General features: G+C 52.6%; 15 protein-coding genes. 12 read left to right on the forward strand and 3 right to left on the reverse strand.

The window, feature by feature from the left end; all coding sequences use genetic code 11:
* Position 1 precedes the first annotated feature (1 nt).
* On the forward strand, positions 2-1,609 hold the full coding sequence (gene nagZ / locus DVH26_RS11785) for a beta-N-acetylhexosaminidase (protein WP_239633878.1): 1,608 nt from the start codon (positions 2-4) through the stop codon (positions 1,607-1,609).
* Between the two features lie 1,000 nt (positions 1,610-2,609).
* Entirely contained in the window at positions 2,610-3,383 is a 774-nt protein-coding gene (locus DVH26_RS11790; RefSeq protein WP_239633879.1) for a type III pantothenate kinase, read from the forward strand.
* A gap of 421 nt (positions 3,384-3,804) precedes the next feature.
* On the opposite strand, the gene DVH26_RS11795 is transcribed toward DVH26_RS11790, so the two are convergent.
* Positions 3,805-4,476, reverse strand: coding sequence for a DUF2642 domain-containing protein (locus tag DVH26_RS11795; protein ID WP_239633880.1), 672 nt, complete (start codon positions 4,474-4,476; stop codon positions 3,805-3,807).
* A 289-nt stretch (positions 4,477-4,765) separates the two neighbouring features.
* Here DVH26_RS11795 and DVH26_RS11800 point away from each other — a divergent pair, with 289 nt between their 5' ends.
* The 6 genes from DVH26_RS11800 (at position 4,766) to DVH26_RS11825 (ending at position 12,667) form a co-directional block, all read left to right on the forward strand.
* A complete protein-coding gene (locus DVH26_RS11800) occupies positions 4,766-5,821 on the forward strand; it encodes a CotH kinase family protein (RefSeq protein WP_239633881.1) in 1,056 nt (351 codons plus the stop codon).
* A 142-nt stretch (positions 5,822-5,963) separates the two neighbouring features.
* Positions 5,964-8,156 (forward strand): RelA/SpoT family protein, encoded by a 2,193-nt coding sequence (locus DVH26_RS11805; RefSeq protein WP_239635343.1) that lies wholly within the window; start codon positions 5,964-5,966, stop codon positions 8,154-8,156.
* A 38-nt stretch (positions 8,157-8,194) separates the two neighbouring features.
* Entirely contained in the window at positions 8,195-8,635 is a 441-nt protein-coding gene (dtd, locus tag DVH26_RS11810; RefSeq protein WP_239633882.1) for a D-aminoacyl-tRNA deacylase, read from the forward strand.
* A gap of 124 nt (positions 8,636-8,759) precedes the next feature.
* Complete coding sequence (locus DVH26_RS11815) at positions 8,760-8,936, forward strand: hypothetical protein (protein WP_239633883.1); 177 nt, start codon at positions 8,760-8,762, stop codon at positions 8,934-8,936.
* A 195-nt stretch (positions 8,937-9,131) separates the two neighbouring features.
* Positions 9,132-10,616, forward strand: coding sequence for a coproporphyrinogen III oxidase (locus DVH26_RS11820; protein ID WP_481857604.1), 1,485 nt, complete (start codon positions 9,132-9,134; stop codon positions 10,614-10,616).
* A gap of 92 nt (positions 10,617-10,708) precedes the next feature.
* Complete coding sequence (locus DVH26_RS11825; RefSeq protein WP_239633885.1) at positions 10,709-12,667, forward strand: FAD-dependent oxidoreductase; 1,959 nt, start codon at positions 10,709-10,711, stop codon at positions 12,665-12,667.
* Positions 12,668-13,479: 812 nt separating this feature from the next.
* On the opposite strand, the gene DVH26_RS11830 is transcribed toward DVH26_RS11825, so the two are convergent.
* Positions 13,480-13,617, reverse strand: coding sequence for a hypothetical protein (locus DVH26_RS11830; RefSeq protein ID WP_239633886.1), 138 nt, complete (start codon positions 13,615-13,617; stop codon positions 13,480-13,482).
* Positions 13,618-13,733: 116 nt separating this feature from the next.
* Here DVH26_RS11830 and hisS point away from each other — a divergent pair, with 116 nt between their 5' ends.
* The 3 genes from hisS to DVH26_RS11845 all read left to right on the forward strand — a co-directional run bounded on the left by hisS (position 13,734) and on the right by DVH26_RS11845 (position 17,649).
* Positions 13,734-14,990 carry a histidine--tRNA ligase gene (gene hisS, locus DVH26_RS11835; RefSeq protein ID WP_239633887.1) on the forward strand — a complete coding sequence of 419 codons (1,257 nt, stop codon included), beginning with the start codon at positions 13,734-13,736 and terminating at the stop codon, positions 14,988-14,990.
* Positions 14,991-15,029: 39 nt separating this feature from the next.
* Entirely contained in the window at positions 15,030-16,805 is a 1,776-nt protein-coding gene (gene aspS / locus DVH26_RS11840) for an aspartate--tRNA ligase (protein WP_239635344.1), read from the forward strand.
* Positions 16,806-16,890: 85 nt separating this feature from the next.
* Entirely contained in the window at positions 16,891-17,649 is a 759-nt protein-coding gene (locus DVH26_RS11845) for a tRNA threonylcarbamoyladenosine dehydratase (protein WP_239633888.1), read from the forward strand.
* A 73-nt stretch (positions 17,650-17,722) separates the two neighbouring features.
* Here DVH26_RS11845 and DVH26_RS11850 read toward each other — a convergent pair whose 3' ends face one another.
* The gene (locus DVH26_RS11850) at positions 17,723-18,700 is read right to left on the reverse strand and encodes an AraC family transcriptional regulator (protein ID WP_239633889.1); all 978 of its coding nucleotides are present in this window, start codon (positions 18,698-18,700) and stop codon (positions 17,723-17,725) included.
* A 255-nt stretch (positions 18,701-18,955) separates the two neighbouring features.
* On the opposite strand from DVH26_RS11850, the gene DVH26_RS11855 reads away from it, so the two are divergent.
* The gene (locus DVH26_RS11855; RefSeq protein WP_481857590.1) at positions 18,956-21,019 is read left to right on the forward strand and encodes a glycoside hydrolase family 65; all 2,064 of its coding nucleotides are present in this window, start codon (positions 18,956-18,958) and stop codon (positions 21,017-21,019) included.
* Positions 21,020-21,042: the final 23 nt, after the last annotated feature.

Below are 21,042 nucleotides of genomic sequence, written 5' to 3' on the forward strand. Positions count from 1 at the left end.
GATGATGGCGGATCACTATTGGACCTTAAAGCGGAAAATCGGCCAGATGGTCATGTGCGGCTTCCATGGAACGGAGCCGTCGGATGATATCGCCCGGTTGATTCGCGACGAGCATATCGGCGGCGTTATTTATTTCCGCCGCAATTTACGGGATGCTGCCCAAGCGCGGAGGCTGTCTACGCAATTGCAGCAGCTTGCAGGCGGGAAGGTGCAGCTGCTCATAGCCATCGATCAAGAGGGAGGCATGGTGAACCGGATTGACAACGGTGTCACGATCATGCCGGGAGCGATGGCTCTGGGCGCGGCGCGTAACGCCGCCTTCGCCCGGCAGACGGCATGTGCGGCTGGTGAGGAGCTGAAGCGCCTCGGCATCAACATGAACTTTGCCCCTTGCCTCGATGTTAACAATAACCCGGCCAATCCGGTGATCGGAGTACGATCTTACGGGGAAAACCCGCAGCTTGTAGGCGAGCTGGGTTCCGCCGCGGCGATGGGCTATCAGGAGGCGGGCGTGGCCGCGACGGTCAAGCATTTCCCTGGCCATGGCGACACCGGCGAGGATTCGCATCTCGCGCTGCCCTTGGTACCGCATGGCCGCGAGCGGCTGGAGCGAGTGGAGCTCGCTCCATTCCGGCAGGCGATTGCGGCCGGCGTCGACGCGATCATGACGGCTCACGTCATGTTTCCGGCCTTCGAGCCGGAGCGCGTGCCGTGCACGCTGTCGGGCAAGGTCTTAACCGAGCTGCTGCGCAGGCAGCTCGGGTTCACCGGCGTCGTCGTCACCGACTGCCTGGAAATGGGCGCGATCGCCGATCACTTCGGCGTCGCGGAAGGCGCGGTGCGCGCCGTCGAGGCCGGGGCTGACCTCATTCTGGTCAGCCATCGCATCGAGCGGCAGCAAGCCGCGCTAGCCGCCCTGCTCCGTGCCGTGGAGCAGGGGCGCATCCCCGAGCGGCGGATCGACGAATCCGTGACACGGATTCTGGCGATGAAGCGCCGCAGGGGGTTGTTGGGCGGGGGCGGTGTGCCTGCCGCCAGTGATGTGCCAGCCGCAGAAGCTGCGCTGCGGCTTGCGGAGACAGTCAGCGAGCGGAGCGTCACGCTGGTGAAAGAGGCCGGGCGGCTGCCGCTCGACGCGGGCAAGCCGGTCTTCGTCGTCTGGCCGGAGGTTCGCGTCGGCACCGAGGTCGATGAAGTGATACCGCAGACGGAAACATTGAGCTTCTGGCTGCAGCGGCTCGGATATACCGTTCGTGAGGAACGGATCGGCGTCAACACGATGAAATGGGAAGCCGACTATTTATTGCAGGAAAGCTTGGGTTACGAGCAGGTGGTTGTATTGACATACAACGCTGAAGCTTCGCCTCAGCAGGTTCGGCTTGTCAAGAAGCTTGAAGCCCGCGGCATTTCCTTGATTGTCGCCTCCGTGCGGATTCCTTACGATCTGAATGCTTTTCCCCATATCGGGACGTACATTGCCTGTTACGAGAATCGGCCTTCCGCTATGAGGGCGCTGGCTTCCGTGCTGGCTGGGCGGATTCAAGCGGTCGGCAAGCTGCCTGTTACGATACGACCCGCCTATCCGTATGGATGGTCGTGGAACGGTTGAGCGGCAAGGACCGCCTTTGTTGGCGGCAATAGCTTTGCCGAGAAAACCAATGAATGTAAAGCTGCTGCTGGGTATCCCGGTGGGATACCTCCTTTTATCCGCTGTTGTTTTCGGGAACTTATCCGTCCGTGCGATAACTTCCGGTGAGAACAAAGGCGGGCGCTATCGCTCCTCCAAGAGATACACCACCTTCTCACCAAGCTTTCAATAACCTGGCTTTCTCGACAAGACAGTGGCCGCCTTCTGGCGGCCCTTCAGATTGTTGACAAAGCCCCATGGATTAAAGGGTTTAACTGTTAGAACTCCAGAGCGTGCCTTCTTATGAGCAATGTTGTTTCGGACATCAGATCCGTTATTTTACCAAAAATGCCTCTATTTGCAGGGTGATCGGACCGTAGTTCCGATATTTCGCCAAAAACCACTGTTTTCGCATGCAAAATTTGCAAATAGCGGCCTCTGTGTCCGATCACACTGCAAAAGAAGCCTCATTCCAAGGAATAGCGGAACCTCTGTCCGATAGACCGCCACCAGCCACCATGCCCTAAGCTCTCTCCATAATCATACGCAAATGGATCCCAGGACAACTATTTACTATGTAATAATGTGAGGTCGCAGTTGGATATGCCATCGGGCCTGATACCTTGCAGCAGCTTCAACAATCCTATAGGCTTCTCGACAAGCAAAGGCCGCCTTCCGGTTGCCCTTGGAGTTTGTTCAGAAACTTATCAAAACTGAAATTTTGTTGCATACCCCGATGCAGTATGCCTCTCCAGCCGCTGTTGAAACCCGTGAATCTGTTTAGCGAAAGTGGTATTTTTACAGGCTCAATGGCGGACTTACACTCCTCCGAGCTATACCCAACCTACCTATTACAAAAATCTCAATGAAATAAGGCTTCTCTACAACCCAAGGGCCGCCTTCTGGCGGCCCTTGATCGCTTTGTATATAATAGAGAGGCAATGGAAATAGCCGGATACGCCCCCTAAGGAGAATCGAATAGATGCCAGCCGTCATTTTAGTTATAGATGTAGGTAACACCAATACGAAGATTGCCGTCTACAACGGAAAGCATATGGACTATTTCTGGAGAGTGACAACCCAGCGGGGCATGACGCCGGAGGAATTCTGGATCGTGCTTCATCAGCTGTTTCTGCAAAGCCGCTTTGCATACGAAACGCTGCAAGGAGTCATAGTGAGCTCCGTCGTGCCTCCGGTCATGTCGGCGATCCGCGAAGCGTGCCGCAGCCACCTCGGGATGCAGGTGATGGAGTTCGGCCCCGGCCTCCGGACCGGGCTGACCATCAAGACCGATCATCCGGCGCAGGTCGGCTCCGACCGGATAGCTCTGGCTATTGCGGCGCTGCAGCTCTACGGCCCGCCAGTTATCGTCATAGGGCTCGGCACGGCAACGACGGTCAATGTAGTCGATGACCGGAGCCAGTTTATCGGCGGAGCCATACTGCCCGGCGGATTCATCTCTGCCGAAGCGCTGTACCAGCAAACGGCACAGCTGCCGACCGTCAATATCACGAGCCCTTTAAGAAAGCTTACACATGATACGGCGTCCAGCATGACCTATGGCATTGTGAACGGAATAGCCGGACAGGTAGACGGGATCGTCGACCGCATCCAGGAAGAAATGCACCTTCCGTTCACGGTTATCGCGTCCGGCGGACTTGCGGAGCTGATTTCTCCGGAGTCCCGGACCATCCAGCATACCCATCCCGATCTCGTACTGGAAGGCTTGCGGATTACTTGGGAGCTAAACCAATGAGAAAACCTCTATCGAGGCTTTTCAAGATGAGCGACCGTGTTCAATGGTAGGTTTTATCGCCAATAGGAAAGATCCTCTCTTCGCTTTATCACTTTGCCGAACTTATGCTTTCCTATATGGTGAGCAAACCTCTATCGAGGCTTTTCAAGATGAGCGACCGCATTCAATGGTAGGTTTTATCGCCAATAGGAAAGATCTTCGCTTCGCTTTATCGGTTTACCGAACTTATGCTTTCCTATGTGGTGAGCAAACCTCTATCGAGGTCTTTCAAGATGAGCGACCGCGTTCAATGGTAGGTTTTATCGAGGCTTTCCAATGAGCTTCGCTCCGATGACCTCGGAATCTTCTCAATTTTATTGTGGCAAAACGAAAGGCCGCCCGCTTCTTGAGTGAAGCGGACGGCCTTATTTTTATGCAAACTTTATGGAATATGGACGGTTCTTATTTGCTCCATATGGAGAAAAACCGTTTCTCCTCCGGCAGCGACAAGCTCGACCATTCCGTTTCGGATCGATTTGAGCTGACCTATTGTGCGGGGATCGTCCCCCGAATCGAGCACAACGAGGCGGCCTTCCAGCTTTTTCAGCTGCTGATCGAACGTCCGCGCCAAGGTTAAGGAAAGCGGGCTTAGAGGGAAGCGTTCGAGCATCAACGCATACGGCGTAACATTCGGTTCGTACGGAATCATATATTTTAACTGCTGCATCGGAATGTAAACGACCTGATAGACAGGGGAGTAGAAGGCGAAGTAGTCGTTCATGACACTGGTTACATAGCCGTGGAGCGGCTGGCTGCCGGTAATAACCATTTCGGTAAATACGCCTTTTGCATTCATTAACATTTTACGATATGAGATATCCTTCTCGTCGTCGAACAGCGGTTCTGTCAGCATGACGCCGCTATCCCCGGTTCTTTGATCGTCATCCAATACCAGCTGCCGCAAATGCAGCAGCGGGATGTATATATATTTCCGCCCGTTATTAAGTATGATCATGTCGTTGCCAAGATGGTCCAGATTTCCGCGGAGCGGAGCATTAATTCCGGAAATCGTAAGTATTACGTTTTGTCCTAGCAAATCGGTTAAAGCTGCCATATCGCACCTCCTCTACATTTGAAGTTTCCGACGGATTCCGGCTTTTATAGCAAACTGATACTCTATTAATATGTTCCCGGTCGTCCTTCGGACTGGTTGGCCAACTAGGATCAAGTTAATTTCCACTTCCAACTAGCAAAAATTAAGAGAGGCGGACGCTGAAATAGATCCCCGAGACACGGGCGGAAGCCGTGACGAGCGGCTATACGAAGGCATAACGTAAAGTACTACAAAAGTCTATCATCCGTTGATAGGCTTTTTGCTTTTCAAGGAAAGGCGGAAACATTCCATGGATATTCGCACAATGCATATTTTGATCGGCGAAAAGGAGCTTTCGGAGCTGCAAAAAAATGTATGGAGCGATAAATTCGAACCGGCGCAACTCGTCAGCCAAGACAAAAAGGAACCTGTCAAAATACGTATCCGCGGCGGACATACAAGGGAATATCCCAAAAAATCATACGAGATCGTGCGAAACGGAAAGACGTATCATTATAATGCCGAAACCGACGATCCGTCCATGATCCGCAATGCGCTCTCTTTTCGTTTCTTCGAAATCATAGGTGTGCCTTGTCCCAAAACCCGGCATTGTCTTATGAAGATTAACGGCAAAAGCCATGGCTTGTATTTGGAAATCGAAGGGGTAGACCGGATTTTTTTCCGCAAAAGAGGCATTGGCGTTCGTTCCTTAATGTACGCCTCCAACGACTTGGCCGATTTCAGCCTGCTTCACCCTGATACAGGGCGGAGAAAAGCCTCCTTATTCCAGGGCTATACGTTAAAGATCGGCAATGAAGCCGACCGTACCCATTGGAAATCGTTCATTTTAAAGCTCAATACGCTTAAAGGCCCCCGTTTGGGGCGATACTTGAAGCAACGATTGCATATTGACAACTATCTCCGGTGGCTGGCCGGCGCCGTTTTGACGGGCAACTATGACGGCTTTGAACAAAACTATGCGATATTCCGGCATAAACCGAGCAATAAATATTGGATCAGCCCTTGGGATTACGAAGGCACCTGGGGGAGAAATTGCTACGGAAAGAAGGTCGACAGTGACCTGGTACGCGTGACCGGATACAACAAGCTGACCAAGATGCTCTTATCCTTCCCACCGATTCGCAAACGGTACAAGAAAATACTTCACGATTTACTGAACCGCCATTTTACACTTAAGAAAATAGAACCGATGGTGCAGGACATGTATCAATCGATCGCCCCGCATATATACCGGGATACGACGCGGAAATGGTCATCCTCCGTCTTCGATGGAGAGCCTCAAATCATCCGGGATTATATTATTGAACGGCGGAATATCGTTGCCGAAGAGCTGAAAAAGCTTTGATACGTAAGCATCTGCGGTCGTTTTATGAAACGGCTCGGATGGTATTCGACAAAGTTTGTCGATTCCAGTGCAAATAAGTTGACGTAAAGCATCATTCAAAGGCATAATGAATTAAAATCGATTTAAGGGAATGGATAAACGAATGGGCATTGAGCAGCTTCTTGAGAAGGCGTCCAGCTATGTAAAAGAAAATGATCTGAAGCGTATAAGAGAAGCCTACGAGTTCGCTGAACAGGCTCATTCGGGCCAGGTTCGCAAATCAGGGGAGCCTTATATACTTCATCCGTTGGCTGTAGCGGAAATCTTGGTCAACATGCAGATGGATACGACTTCTATCATAGCCGCACTGCTTCACGACGTGGTGGAGGACACGACCGTTTCTCTGGAAACTGTGAATGAGAGATTCGGAAAAACCTGTGCCATGCTGGTGGACGGTTTGACCAAGCTCGAGAAAATCAAATTCAAAACAAAAGAAGAGCAGCAAAACGAAAACTATCGAAAAATGTTTGTAGCGATGGCTCAGGACATCCGCGTCATTTTGATTAAACTGGCCGATCGCTTACATAATATGCGCACGCTCAAGCACCAATCGGAGGAAGCCCAGCGGAGAATTGCGGATGAAACGCTGGAAATCTTTTGCCCGATCGCCCATCGGCTCGGTATTTCTGCGATCAAATGGGAGATGGAGGACATCGCCCTCCGTTATTTGAATCCTCAGCAGTATTACCGGATCGTGAATTTGATGCAGAAGAAACGAACCGAGCGGGAGAAATATATCCAGGATGTCATCGAAACGGTGAACGGGAAGCTGTCCGAAATGGGGATCGACAGCGACATCTCGGGACGTCCAAAGCACATTTACAGCATTTACAAAAAAATGACCGCGCGCAACAAGCAGTTTAACGAGATTTACGATTTGCTGGCGCTTCGGATTATTGTAGACAACATCAAGGATTGCTACGCAACCCTGGGTATTATTCATACATTATGGAAACCGATGCCGGGACGGTTCAAGGATTATATCGCTATGCCGAAGCCGAACATGTACCAGTCGCTGCATACGACCGTGATCGGTCCGAAAGGCGAGCCGCTAGAGGTGCAAATTCGTACCTTCGATATGCACAAGACGTCGGAATACGGGATTGCCGCCCACTGGGCTTACAAGGAAGGCAGTATGGTTCCGTCCGGCAGCTTCGAGGACAAGATGAACTGGTTCCGCGAGATTTTGGAGCTTCAGCAGGATGCGCAGGACGCTTCGGAGTTCGTCGAGTCGTTGAAGATGGACTTCTTCTCGGACCTCGTCTTCGTGTTCACGCCGAAGGGCGAGGTAATTGAACTGCCGGCCGGCTCCGTTCCATTGGATTTCGCCTACCGGATTCATACCGAGGTCGGCAACAGGACCATAGGCGCCAAGGTGAACGGACGCATTGTACCGCTGGACTTCCGGCTCAAAACCGGCGATATCGTCGAAATATTAACGTCCAAACACTCTTATGGTCCAAGCCAGGATTGGATCAAGCTGGCGCAATCCTCCCACGCCCGGACGAAAATCCGGCAGTGGTTCAAGAAGGAGAAGCGTGAGGAAAACGTGGAAAAAGGCAAGGAAGCCATCGAACGCGAGCTGAAACGCCTCGGGATCGATCCTCCGACGCTGATGAAGGACGACGAGCTGATGGAGGTTGCCAAAAAGTTCAACTTCAACGAAATTGAAGATATGTATTCTGCCGTAGGCTTCAACGGGATAACGGCGGCGCAAATCGTTACCCGCCTCACCGAAAAGCTGCGCAAGCAGCAGGAAGAGGCGAGACAGCAGGCCATGCAGCTATCCGAGGAAGTCAAAGAGCTCAAATCGGCTCCGACTGAGCGCAAAGGAAGACCGACTCACGGCGTCCGCGTCAAAGGCGTGGACAACGTATTGGTTCGGTTCGCGCGCTGCTGCAATCCGGTACCCGGTGATCAGATCACCGGATATATTACCCGGGGGCGCGGAGTCTCCGTGCATCGAGTCAACTGTACGAACATTCCCGTTACGGACAATGGGGATGACGGCAATCGTGTCATTGACGTAGAATGGGCGGATTCCATCGAGGCCAACTATAACGTAGAAATTGAAATTACGGGACATGACCGCTTTAACTTCTTGAACGAGGTGCTGCAGGCGGTATCGGAAAGCAAAACGGCGATTTCCGCCGTCTCAGGCCGCTCGGACAAAAACAAAATGGCGATCATCCATATGACGATTCTGATCCGCAACATCGAGCATTTGCACAGTGTCGTCGAAAGAATCAAGCGGGTGAAGGATGTCTATTCCGTTCAGCGGATTATGCAGGCATAGAACCTGTTCAATATAATGAATTGAGGGTAACGATAGTCATGAGAGTAGTCGTACAGCGCAGCAAGCAGGCACAGGTCACGGTTGACGGTGCGGTCGTCGGCTCCATCGATCACGGGCTCGTCCTGCTGGTCGGTATTACACATGAAGACACGGAGCAGGATGCCAAATTTGCTGCAGATAAAATCGCAGGGCTGCGAATATTTGAGGACGAGTCAGGGAAGATGAACCATTCTGTCCAGGACGTAAAAGGACAAATATTGTCCGTTTCGCAGTTTACTTTATACGGGGACTGCCGCAAAGGGAAACGGCCCAATTTCATGGCGGCCGCCCGTCCGGAGCAGGCGAAGCCGTTATACGACCGCTTTAATGAGCTGCTGCGCGAGCAGGGCTTGCAGGTCGAAACCGGCATTTTCGGGGCTATGATGGACGTCTCGCTTATCAATGACGGTCCGGTTACGCTCATTGTGGAGAGTAAATAGCAAGCCGAGCGGTACAAGACTGCTTGGGCTTGAAACATATCGAAACCGTACACTGCCGAATGGTTAGGTTTATGCGGATTTGGACAAAATAAGCATATACTTACCACAAGGAGATTTCTTGCTCATGCACCAGTCCGGCAAAGAGAAAGTAGCGGTACTGCCCGAGCAGCAGCTGTTGTATTGCAGTGTGGAGGAATCCATGGGGATGGCTGCCGCTTATTTAGTCGACAACGAGCTGTCCGCAGGGTTTTCATCCGTCCACGAGCAAATCAAGCGGCAGCCTCGCAAGACGTTCCGATAATAACCGAAAGACCCTCGGATATCCGGGGGTCTGTTTCTTTTCTTGGTAGCGGGCCATGTGGTACACTGAGACTAGTTTTTTTCGACGCATGTCGACTCATACAATATGTTTTAGGTTATAGAAGTACGGTAACGGAGGGATTCGGCTTTGAAAATCTATTTAGAGCGGGATGGCTTTGAAGGCTATTCTACCGATATGTTTCATATATGCAAGCTGTTTTTTGAAGAAGTGGAGCTCATTTACGAGCCGTCTGACGACGCAAATCTGCATATGAAGATTACGATTCGGACTGACGAATCGGCGCGTCTCGCCTACGGAGACATCCGCCTTAGCAGCCCGGCGGGAGGAGAAGTCTACACCTCCCGTTACGAGAAAAAGCTTGGAGCGCGAGAAGAGACCTACAAGCGAGCAATCAAGCGAGTAATCGGTTTCTGCATGCTGCATGTTCTGCGGGATTACACCGGGCTGGAGCAAGCATGGGGAACGCTTACCGGCGTCCGTCCTACCAAGCTCATGCACAACATGATGATGAAGAACAGCTTGGAGGATTGCGTTCAAATGCTGCGTGACGAATATTTGGTCACCGAGCCCAAAGTGCAGCTGCTTGCCGGAATAGCCGAACGTCAGCTCAAGGTCATTCCCGATTTGTTCCGGCTCGACCGGGAGGTCAGCATCTATATCGGCATTCCGTTTTGTCCGACCAAATGTGCTTATTGCACATTCCCTGCCTATGATATCCGCGGCAACAACGGATCTGTTGAAGCGTTCCTTGAAGGTCTGCACGACGAGATCCGGATTACGGGCCAATGGCTCCGGGAGACGGATTTGAAAATTACGACGATCTACTGGGGCGGCGGCACTCCGACAAGTATTACGGCCGAGCAGATGGACGCACTGTTCGTAACGATGAGCGAAACATTTCCGCACTGGGATGAGGTGCGGGAGCTTACCGTCGAAGCGGGGCGGCCCGATACGATCACGGAAGATAAGATTGAGGTTATGAAGAAATGGAATGTCGACCGGATCAGCATCAATCCCCAGAGCTTCACGCAAGCTACATTGGACGCTATCGGCCGTCATCATACGGTAACGGAGACGCTGGATAAATTTAAGCTGGCACGTCAAATGGGCATGAACAACATTAATATGGACTTGATCATCGGCCTGCCTAATGAAGGAATGATAGAGCTGCAGAAAACGCTGGACCAGACGGAACAGCTGCTTCCGGAATCGCTCACTGTTCATACGCTTTCTTTTAAGCGCGCCTCACGAATGACGAAGAACAAGGAAGATTACGAGGTAGCAGAACGCGACGAGATCGAGGAAATGATCCGCACAACGGCGGAATGGACCGAGCAGCAAGGCTATGTGCCGTACTACATGTACCGGCAGAAGAACATTCTCGGCAATCAGGAGAACGTCGGCTACGCCCTGGAAGGCTATGAGAGCTTGTACAACATCCTGATGATGGAGGAAAGACAGACGATCATTGGCCTCGGCTGCGGGGCGGTGAGCAAAATTTTGTTCCCCAAAGTCGAGCATGAGGACGGCTATGAGCAGCGAATCGAGCGGTTTCCGAATCCGAAAGAGCCCGCGCTCTATAATCAAGCTTACAAGGAATATGTCGTGAAGAAAATCAAACTGCTTGATGAGGCTTACAAAGAAGCTGCGCTAAAATGAAACATAATTCGACTCTGCTACGTATATACAAGTTGGGGAATTGTTCCTTTACTTATAAAAACGCAAGACAATAACAAGTTACGAGGTGCGCAATGGGGAAAGCAGGTTATTCGACCGGCAATGCAAAGGGCTGGCTGTTAGCAGTTATTGCTCTCGTATTGGTGGCTGCTTTGGGAGCCGCGGTCTACGTATTTGCATCAAAGCAAGGGGGCTCGGTCGCACCGGGCAAGGCGAAACCGCAATCGCTGCAAGAAGTCAAATCCGTCAAAGACATCAAAAACAGCTATGACGTTATCGTCGTTGGCACCGATCCCGAGGGCGTTGCCGCAGCGGTTTCCGCAGCGCGCAACGGAATGAAGACATTGCTCGTGGACGGCAGAGACCGGACGATTCTGGGCGGTCTTATGACGGAAGGCTGGCTCAACAGTATCGACATGAACTATGAGCCGACCAAAGGAATTATCGGCAAGCACGATATTATGAACAAAGGGATTTTCAGCGAGTGGTACGGCAAGATCGAAGGCGATTCGTTCGATATTACGACGGCCGCCAATGCGTTCTATGACATGGTATCCAAGGAAAAGAACATTGATCTGCTGATGAAGACGAAGCAAATCGTTCCGGACGTGACCAAGAGCGGGGATAAAACGACCGTAACCGGCGTCACGATTACTAAGGCGGACGGCAGCAAGCAGACGGTAAAAGCGAAAGCGGTTATCGATGCGACGCAGGACGGCGATATTGCGGATGCCGCCGGCGTTCCTTTCACTCACGGACGTGAGGATCTGGGGGATGTGAAAAGCCGGATGGCCGTTACCGCGGTGTTCCGTCTGAATAACATTACGCCGGAGCGCTGGAAGCAATTCGGCAAGACGATTCTCGCCGAGGACAAAGGACAGCAAAAATATGGTATCAATGAAATGAGCCTTTGGGGCTTCGATAAAATGCAGGATTACCCGGCTGTCAATAAAGAGCGGGTAAGAATGCGCGGTTTGAACGGCGGCCGCCAAAACGACAACACGATGCTGGTCAACGCGCTGCAAATTTTCAACGTGGATCCGTTCGATCCGAAATCAAGGCAGGAAGCGATACAAATCGCCAAGGACGAGCTGCCTCATGTTCTGGCTTATTTGAAGAAAAATTACCCTGATTTCGAGGGTGTGGAGCTGGACGCCATTGCTCCGGAGCTGTATGTGCGTGAATCCCGCCATATGATAGGGGAATACCGGCTGTCGATCATCGATTTGCTTGAAAACCGCGATCAGTGGGATCGCATTGCGTTCGGCGGTTATCCGGTCGACATTCAACGGACGAGCCCTAAAGACAACGGGGCTGTCGTAATCGATCCGGATAAATATGCGGTTCCTTTCCGCAGCATCGTTCCGCAGAAGGTAGACGGCATCCTGGTCGTCGGACGTGCAGCCAGCTACGATACGCTGCCTCACGGCAGTGCGCGCGTCATTCCGGTTGGAATGGCGGAAGGGGAAGCGGCTGGAGCGGCGGCTAAGCTTGCCGCGGATCAGAACATGACGTTCCGTCAGCTGTCCGCTTCCAAGGAGTCGATCGCCAAGCTGCAGGATATGCTGAACAAGCAAGGAATGGATTTGAAGCCTTACTCGATCAAGCCGCTCCCTTATATGGAGCATAAATCGTACGAAGGCTTGAAGACAGCTGTTACGCTCGGTCTTTCCACGGGCGGCTACAAGAACGATTTCGAGCTGGACAAGGCTTCCAACCAGCAGCGGATGGTCAACCTGCTGGAAGGCATGCGCAGGTCCAAGCCATCGGCCATGACCGGCAGCCCTGCTACCGTCATCGCCAATGTGAAGGAGCCTCAGAAGCAGCCGATCTCGCTTGAAACTGCAGCGCAAATGATCGCGGCTCTGTTGAAGCTGGATTCTCCGCAAGGCAAAGCGATTGATACGCTGCAGGCAAAAGGCTTCTTGACGAAGCAAACCGTCGACAGCATTGCGAATAAGCAAGAGCTGGTCAACGGCGATGCGTACATGCTCATTCACGATGTATATAATCAGCTGAAATCGGCAAAATAACGACAGCTTTGGCGGAAATTGTTCGCCTGGGCGAGCAATTTGCTTGACTTTGCCAAATTTCGATATTACAATTATGCAAAGACTTAAAAGTAATATGGATCCGTTGAAGGGACAAAGTACTTCGAGAGCCGCATAACCAGAGAGGGAAGCCTTGGCTGAAAGCTTCCTTATGTGAACCGGACGAACAGACCTCCCCGAGGACAGGCAGGGAACCATCGGCAGCTTGGCCGGTGCAGTAGCTGCTTTGCGTAGCGCGGGCGTTAACCGCATGAGTGTGAGCCTTGATCAAGCTGTTAGTTCGATGAGCAGCATGGCACAGGTTCAAATCGTGGGTGGTACCGCGGGATGATTCCGTTAATCGAATCTCTCGTCCCTGACTATGCTGTCAGGGGCGGGAGATTTTTTAGTTTCCGTGCGTCAATCCCCCCATACCCCCCTTCCTCTTAAGGGGGGCCCCGGGCGCTGCGCCCCTGGACCCAGCAAAGTTTGGTGAAAGGTGCGAAGTCAGCGGCTTCGATGGGGGGGGATAAGTGGTGGGAGAGCGTCCGTTTTGTTTATACCCATGCTGAAGCATGGATAAACAAAACACGCTTTCATACGTGCCTGAACGGTTAGTCTTAGGAGGTACGCGGCACGGGAAAAGCGCGTTTGTCCGGCTCCGCCGGACACGCTCTACTGAGGCAGGATTACGAGCATGAAGGCAAATTTCGGAACGAAAGAGCCCATCATGCGAGAGGGATTCCTTTGCACCAACGTAAAGCGTGTTCTGAACTGGCTTTGCGAAGCAAATCGGTTCAGAACCGACGCGAGCTCTATCGCCGCAACGTAATGCCAAGCTGCAGCCCGTTCCCGCACGTATGGCAAGCGTGTCCGATTCCGGCATGCCGCAAGGCATAAGCCAAACCGGACGAAAGCGATCCTACCGCCACCATACCTTCGAAGTCGCACACAGCAGCTCCCTCCGCCAACTTTACGGGGTCCAGGGGCGTAGCGCCCTGGGGTCCCCCTTTAGGTAAAGGGGGATTTAGGGGGATCCGATCTAAGCCAATTGAAAGGAGTCCAATAGATGAGCATTCAAAAGCCAAAAGGAACGCAGGATCTGCTTCCAGGAGAAGTGGAAAAGTGGCAGTATATCGAAGCCAAGGCAAGAGAACTCTGTCAAAGATTTAATTACCGCGAAATCCGCACGCCGATCTTCGAGCATACCGAGCTGTTCCAGCGAGGGGTAGGAGAAACGACGGATATCGTCGAGAAAGAAATGTATACGTTCCTCGATAAAGGCGACCGGAGCATCTCGCTTCGTCCGGAAGGAACCGCAGGCGTTGTCCGCGCCTATGTCGAGAACAAACTGTACGGCGAGCCTGACGTCAGCAAGCTGTACTATATCGGACCGATGTTCCGTTACGAGCAGCCGCAGGCAGGACGTTACCGTCAGCTGCATCAATTCGGCGTCGAGGCATTCGGCTCGGTGGATCCGAGCATCGATGCAGAGGTTATTGCTCTCGGCTACAGCTTCTACAGCGAGGTTGGAATCAAGGATGTGACTGTGGAGATCAATTCCGTAGGCAATCCGGCTGTCCGGGCGGTATACCGGGATAAGATCCAAGAATTTTTTGCGCCGGTCAAAGATAAGCTGTGCAAAGATTGCCAATCGCGATTTGACCGCAATCCGATGCGGATTCTCGACTGCAAAATCGATCAGAAGTACGGCGAAGGAGCTCCGACCATTTTGGAGTATCTGGATGAGGAATGCAGCACGCACTTCCAGGCGGTGCAGGAGCATCTGAAGGCAATGGATATTCCGTTCCGCGTCAACCCGCGTCTGGTGCGCGGCCTGGATTACTACACTCACACCGCCTTCGAATACAAGGCGTCGGGCATCGGAGCCATCGATACCATCGGCGGCGGCGGCCGGTACAACGGCCTGGTCGGCCAAATCGGCGGCAACGACCAACCGGGCGTCGGTCTTGGTCTGGGGCTGGAGCGCACCTTGCTCATTTTGCAGGCACAGGGCGTTGAGATCCCTACGACGAAGCCGCTCGATGTATATTTGATCGGACTGGGCGAGGCGGCCGAGAAGGAATTGCCGCGCCTGCTTCATCAGCTTCGCAAGGAAGGCCTGAGAGCGGAGAAGGATTACTTGGGCCGTAAAATCAAGGCTCAGATGAAATCGGCTGACCGTTACCAGTCTAATTTCGTTGCGATCTTGGGCGAAGACGAACTGGCACGCGGTGAAATTACCGTCAAGACGATGGCCAACGGCGAGCAGCAAACCTTGAAGCTCGATGAATTCGCAGCTGCAATGCGAAAGCTTACCGAATAAACAAATTTTTGAATCCATTTGGAGGTTGATGAAATCATGATGTTAAAAACGCACCATTGTGGAGCTTTAACGAAAGCGAACGTCGGAGAAACCGTCGTTCTGAACGGCTGGGTCCAACGCAGACGCGACCTTGGAGGCGTATTGTTTATTGATCTGCGCGACCGCAGCGGCATTGTTCAAATCGTATTCAACCCTGATTTCTCGGGCGACGCGTTGAACATTGCAGACCGTGCGCGTAACGAATACGTGTTGGCTGTAAGCGGCAAAGTAGTAGAGCGCGACCCGGCTACTATCAATCCGAACCTGGCAACAGGTGAAATCGAGATTCGCGTAACGGAAATCGAAATCATGAACCAGGCTAAAAACCCGCCGTTCTTCATTGAAGACGGCATCGAAATCGACGAGTCGCTGCGCCTGAAATACCGCTACCTGGACCTGCGCCGTCCGGAAATGCAGCGCACGCTGATGCTTCGTTCCAAAGCGGCGAAAATATTCCGCGACTTCTTGGACGACAACGGATTTTTGGAAGTGGAAACACCGATCCTTACTAAGAGCACGCCGGAAGGCGCGCGTGATTATCTCGTGCCAAGCCGTGTGCATCCGGGCGAATTTTTTGCACTGCCGCAATCGCCGCAAATTTTCAAACAGCTGCTGATGGTAAGCGGACTTGAGCGCTATTATCAAATCGCCCGCTGCTTCCGCGACGAGGACCTTCGTGCCGACCGTCAACCGGAATTTACGCAAGTCGACATCGAGACTTCCTTCTTGTCCCAAGACCAGCTGCTGGACTTGATGGAGGAGCTTGTGGTTCGTTTGATGAAGCAAACGGCCGACGTGGAAATTTCCCGTCCGTTCCAACGGATCAGCTACGCCGACGCCATGGGCAAATACGGCTCCGACAAGCCGGATCTGCGTTTCGGTCTGGAGCTGCAGGACGTATCGGATATCGTATCCTCGTCCGGCGTGAAGGTGTTCGCATCCGTTGTGGAAAATGGCGGCCAGGTTAAAGCGCTGAACGCCAAAGGCTGCGGAAGCTGGAGCCGCAAGGAGATCGACGATCTCGGCACGTTCGCTGCTCGTTATGGCGCCAAAGGCTTGGCATGGGTCGTTCTGAAGGACGGCGAAATGAAAGGGCCGATCGTGAAGTTCTTCTCCGAGCAGGAGCTGGAAGCTTTGAAAGAGCGTCTTGGAGCGGAAGAAGGAGACTTGCTCTTGTTCTCCGCCGACACGAAGAAAGTGGTTGCCGATGTATTGGGTAACCTTCGCCTTAAAATCGGACGCGAACTCGGTCTTATCGACGAGAGCCAGTTCAAGTTCGCATGGGTTGTTGACTTCCCGCTCTTGAGCTACGACGACGAAGCCAAACGTTATGTAGCCGAGCACCATCCGTTCACCCGTCCGAAGGAAGAAGACGTTCACTACTTCAACACCGATCCGGGACAAATTCGCGCTCAAGCGTATGACCTTGTTCTGAACGGTTACGAAGTGGGCGGCGGCTCGATGCGGATTTACAAACGCGAAGTACAAGAGCTGATGTTCCAGGCTCTGGGCTTCTCGAAGGAAGAGGCGCAGGAGAAATTCGGCTTCCTGCTCGAAGCGTTCGAATACGGCACGCCTCCTCACGGCGGTATTGCTTTCGGCTTCGACCGTCTGGTTATGCTGATTGCCGGTCGCACCAACCTGCGTGAAACGATCGCATTCCCGAAAACGGCAAGCGCGACAGACTTGTTGACCGACGCTCCGGGCACGGTAGACGACAAGCAGCTGGAGCAGCTGTCCATCCGTTTGGCGTTAAAGCAGTCGGCTTCCAAATAATTAAGAAACAGCGCAGGCCGGATCACGAGGTCCGGCTTGTCCGCCTGTTTCTCAACCGATATATGAATAAGGAGGGCAGCCCGTTATGCTGCACCAGTTTTCAAGAACGGAGCTTGCGATCGGTCCCGAAGGCCTGGAGGCTATGCGCAACAGCAGCGTAGCCGTGCTTGGCGTCGGCGGTGTCGGCTCCATAGCTGCAGAAGCTTTAGCCCGCACGGGCGTCGGCCGGATCGTGCTGATCGATAAAGACGTTGTCGATATTACAAACGTCAACCGTCAAATCCACGCTCTGTTATCGACCGTAGGTCAGCCGAAGACGGATTTGATGCGCGACCGGATATTGCAAATCAATCCAGAGTGCGACGTCATTTCCTTGCGTATGTTCTATACGGAAGAAACGTACGAGAAGCTGTTCGAGTATCCGCTTGATTACGTCATCGACGCTTCCGATACGATCAGCTACAAAATCCACTTGATCAAGCAGTGCCTGCATCGGAAGATTCCGATCATTTCCAGTATGGGCGCGGCCAACAAAATGGATCCGACGAAGTTTCAGGTAGCGGATATTTCCAAAACCTCGATGGATCCGCTGGCTAGAGTCATCCGCCAAAAGCTGCGCAAAGACGGAATCAAAAAGGGCGTGAAGGTCGTCTTCTCGACGGAAGAGCCTATCAAGCCTCGTGAAGACGTAACGCAGAAAATCGTGCCGGAAAATGCCCCTGAAATTCGAAAAGCGCAGCAGCCTCCGGCGAGTAATGCATTCGTTCCGCCGGTTGCAGGCTTGATCGCAGTAAGCGTCGTCGTACAGGATCTGTTGGCGGCAGCGGCCAAAGCCAAATCGTAAAATAGAAATTTAAAAAAGAGCTTGGCAAACCTGAGGAGCAGGACTCCTTCTTGGTTGCCAGGCTCTTTTCATTTCATCGAACGACTCCGATAGAAGCTTTTCTAATCTCATAAGGCTGAAAGGAATACTTCATGTCCCTGATATCGTCATCGTCCTCTTCCGATTTGTCTTCCACCAATAGGATGGTATTATCGTTTTTCCTGTACTCCTGGGGCGTCATTCCGGTCTTTTGCCTGAACAGCGTATGAAAAAACTTCATGTCATGGTAGCCGATCGCACCGGCGATTTGCTGTACGGTCATCGAGGTCGATTTCAACAGCTCGCAGCAGCGCTGGATTCGCAAATTTTGCACATAGCACGTAAACGAGGTTCCCGTCGCTTGTTTGAACAGCCGTTGGAGATGACTGACGCTAAGGAATGCGTGTTCGGCTACCTGCTTCAAATTGATATCCTCGTGAAAACGGTGCTTGATGAAGTGCAGCGCATCCTGGATTTTCAGGTTCATTTTTTCCGGAGCGACGCAAGACAATGTATCCCGATGAAGAAGAGCCATGATTTGAGTCAGCATGGATTGGACGACAACCTCATAGCCAGGAAGCTTAAGCCGGTATTCGGACAGCAGCGTATGGAACAAGTCGGTGTATTTGCTGTCTTTATCGTAGTAGTGGAACCACGGGCGCTTCAGCTTCGAAGGGCTGTATAAAGCATGATGCAGCTCGGAACCGCGGGGAGGCATATTCCCTTCAGAAGGAAGCGCTTCCAAACGAAACACGCAATTGATAATCGCCAAAGTACGAACTTTATCAGGAGATGTAGGGCGGTATACATGAGAGGTGCCGATAGGCAGCAGAAAAATATCGCCTCGTTTGACAGGAACGACGGTATCATCGATATATTGATATCCTGTTCCTTCGGTGACATAGCTGATTTCGATCGCATCGTGCGTATGCTGCGGAATGCTGAACGCTTCAAAAGCGCGGTTGACGAAAACATTCATGCCGGGGCGAAATCGTTGTTCCGATTTGAACACTTCCATTGCCACTGGATTCATCTACACTCACCTCAGAAAAGTACTATAAACGGATATAGGGGAATCTCGTCGTTGGGAGTAATGCAAAATATACCTATTTTGTACCATTATAAGCACATATCGCTCAGATTATCAACCCATCTTGCACTAACTTTTGTAGGGTTATTTTCGCGAAATGAGGTCTAAGCCCCATAAACATCGTGTGAACCCCCCATATGACAAACGGTCAGATTGGTATAATTTAATTGATCATGTTAAATGAGGGGGCGCACTCGCTTGAAGATCAATCGTAAAGCTTTGGTAACCCGGCATCATCCTGTTATGACAACCATCGACCCATTATCTCCTCTTTCCGTGGGAAACGGGGAGTTTGCTTTTACCGCCGATTTTACGGGCTTACAGACATTCCCCGACAAGTACACCATCCCTTTGGGAACGCAATCCCAATGGGCATGGCACAGCTCGGGAGGACACGATGTCTGGACACTGGACGATGTCCGGCTCCAGTATCGGGATGAGACGACGAAGCTCGGCGGCTACCCGATTCATGCGGAGGATAAAGAGGAGCCTTACCATTGGCTAAGACAAAATCCGCACCGGACGCAGCTTGGGCAGTTCGGGTTTCATATCGTTTCGTCGTCCGGTGCTCAGGTACAGCCTGAGTCCATTACGAATATAGAGCAGACACTGGATCTGTGGAACGGAATTTTACACAGCCGATTTGTTGTAGAAGAGCAAGAAGTACGGGTGCAAACGTGCGTGCATCCCGATCGGGATCAGCTGGTTGTGACCGTAGAAAGCCCGCTGTTATCGGAGGGGCGTCTCGGCATCAGCATACGCTTCCCTGCACCGGGAATGACAGCAAGGGGTTGGGACAAGACCATTGCATTGAATTGGGGAGAAGCCGATTCTCACGTGACTCGCTGCATTCCGGATGGAGCTTCGGGAGCCACCATTGAGAGAACGATGGATGACGATAGCTATGCAGTAAAGCTGCAATGGACGCAAGGAGAGCTGTCTCAGGTAGGGCAGCACGACTTCTTGCTGCAGAGCTCACCTTCATCCGACAGGCTGGAATTCGCCGCAGGCTTCTCATCATCGGCTGAACTGATAACGCTTGCAGGCGTGCAGGATACATTGGAAGCGAGCCGCCGTCATTGGGAGACGTTCTGGATGGAAGGCGGGGCGGTAGAGCTTGCCGAAAGCGCCGATCCGCGAGCTCTGGAGCTGGAACGGAGGATCGTCCTCTCCCAGTACAATACGGCGATCCATAGTGCAGGCTCCGTGCCGCCGCAGGAAACCGGCTTGCTGTACAACAGCTGGTTCGGGAAGCTGCATTTGGAGATGCACTGGTGGCATGCGTTTCATTTTCCGCTCTGGGGCAGGACGCAGCTGCTTGAGCGCAGTATGGGCTGGTACGCGGACATTCTCCCTCTCGCACGGGAGCTGGCGCAGGCTCAAGGCTACACCGGAGCCCGCTGGCCCAAAATGGTGGCGGCCGACGGCAAACAAAGTCCATCCGTAATCGCTCCTTTGCTCATATGGCAGCAGCCGCATCCTATCGTGATGGCGGAGCTTTGCTACTTGGCCGATCCGAGCCAAGAGACGCTGCAGCGCTACGGAGATATCGTGCTGGAATCCGCCGAATTTATGGCCTCTTTTGCAGCGTGGGATGAGCAGGGTCAAAGATATGTGCTCGGTCCGCCTGTAATTCCGGCTCAAGAGAATCACAAAGGGGAGCATACATGGAATCCGACGTATGAGCTCGAATATTGGCGTCATGGTCTGGAAATCGCAGCCGAATGGGCGCGAAGAATGGGCAAGCCGGTTCCGCCTCAATGGGATGAGGTAAGCGAGAAGCTATCCGAGCTTCCGGAAGCGGACGGCGTCTATTTGGCGCATGAAAACTGCCCTGACACTTATACGAAAGCGAATATCGACCACCCTTCCATGCTGGGAGCCCTGGGAATGCTTCCGGGGAAAAAAGCGGATTTGCAAGTGATGAGAAACACATTGCTCAAAGTGATGGATAGCTGGACCTGGGAGCATACGTGGGGATGGGATTACCCGATGGCGGCCATGACTGCAGCCCGGCTGGGCGAAGGGGCTTGGGCAGTCGATCTGCTGCTCAAGGACGTGACCAAAAACACGTATTTAGCTAACGGGCACAACTACCAGCGTCCGGGCTTGTATGCTTACCTGCCGGGGAACGGAGGACTGTTAACCGCAGTGGCAATGATGGCCGGCGGCTGGCAGGGAGGCCCTGAGGGGCACGCTCCCGGATTTCCTTCCGACGGCAGCTGGACAGTGCGCGCAGAAGGCTTGAAACGCTGGATGTAAATGAGATGAGGCTTCATTGAATG

Origin of the sequence: Paenibacillus sp. H1-7, from assembly GCF_022354825.1 — a bacterium.
Taxonomy (GTDB): Bacteria; Bacillota; Bacilli; order Paenibacillales; family NBRC-103111; genus Paenibacillus_S.

Bases quoted from the DNA above. Each gene is read 5' to 3' on its own strand.
- nagZ (WP_239633878.1), top strand. From the start codon at position 2: ATGATGGCGGATCACTATTGGACCTTAAAGCGGAAAATCGGCCAGATG.
- DVH26_RS11790 (WP_239633879.1), top strand. From the start codon at position 2,610: ATGCCAGCCGTCATTTTAGTTATAGATGTAGGTAACACCAATACGAAG.
- DVH26_RS11795 (WP_239633880.1), bottom strand. From the start codon at position 4,476: ATGGCAGCTTTAACCGATTTGCTAGGACAAAACGTAATACTTACGATT.
- DVH26_RS11800 (WP_239633881.1), top strand. From the start codon at position 4,766: ATGGATATTCGCACAATGCATATTTTGATCGGCGAAAAGGAGCTTTCG.
- DVH26_RS11805 (WP_239635343.1), top strand. From the start codon at position 5,964: ATGGGCATTGAGCAGCTTCTTGAGAAGGCGTCCAGCTATGTAAAAGAA.
- dtd (WP_239633882.1), top strand. From the start codon at position 8,195: ATGAGAGTAGTCGTACAGCGCAGCAAGCAGGCACAGGTCACGGTTGAC.
- DVH26_RS11815 (WP_239633883.1), top strand. From the start codon at position 8,760: ATGCACCAGTCCGGCAAAGAGAAAGTAGCGGTACTGCCCGAGCAGCAG.
- DVH26_RS11820 (WP_481857604.1), top strand. From the start codon at position 9,132: ATGTTTCATATATGCAAGCTGTTTTTTGAAGAAGTGGAGCTCATTTAC.
- DVH26_RS11825 (WP_239633885.1), top strand. From the start codon at position 10,709: ATGGGGAAAGCAGGTTATTCGACCGGCAATGCAAAGGGCTGGCTGTTA.
- hisS (WP_239633887.1), top strand. From the start codon at position 13,734: ATGAGCATTCAAAAGCCAAAAGGAACGCAGGATCTGCTTCCAGGAGAA.
- aspS (WP_239635344.1), top strand. From the start codon at position 15,030: ATGTTAAAAACGCACCATTGTGGAGCTTTAACGAAAGCGAACGTCGGA.
- DVH26_RS11845 (WP_239633888.1), top strand. From the start codon at position 16,891: ATGCTGCACCAGTTTTCAAGAACGGAGCTTGCGATCGGTCCCGAAGGC.
- DVH26_RS11850 (WP_239633889.1), bottom strand. From the start codon at position 18,700: ATGAATCCAGTGGCAATGGAAGTGTTCAAATCGGAACAACGATTTCGC.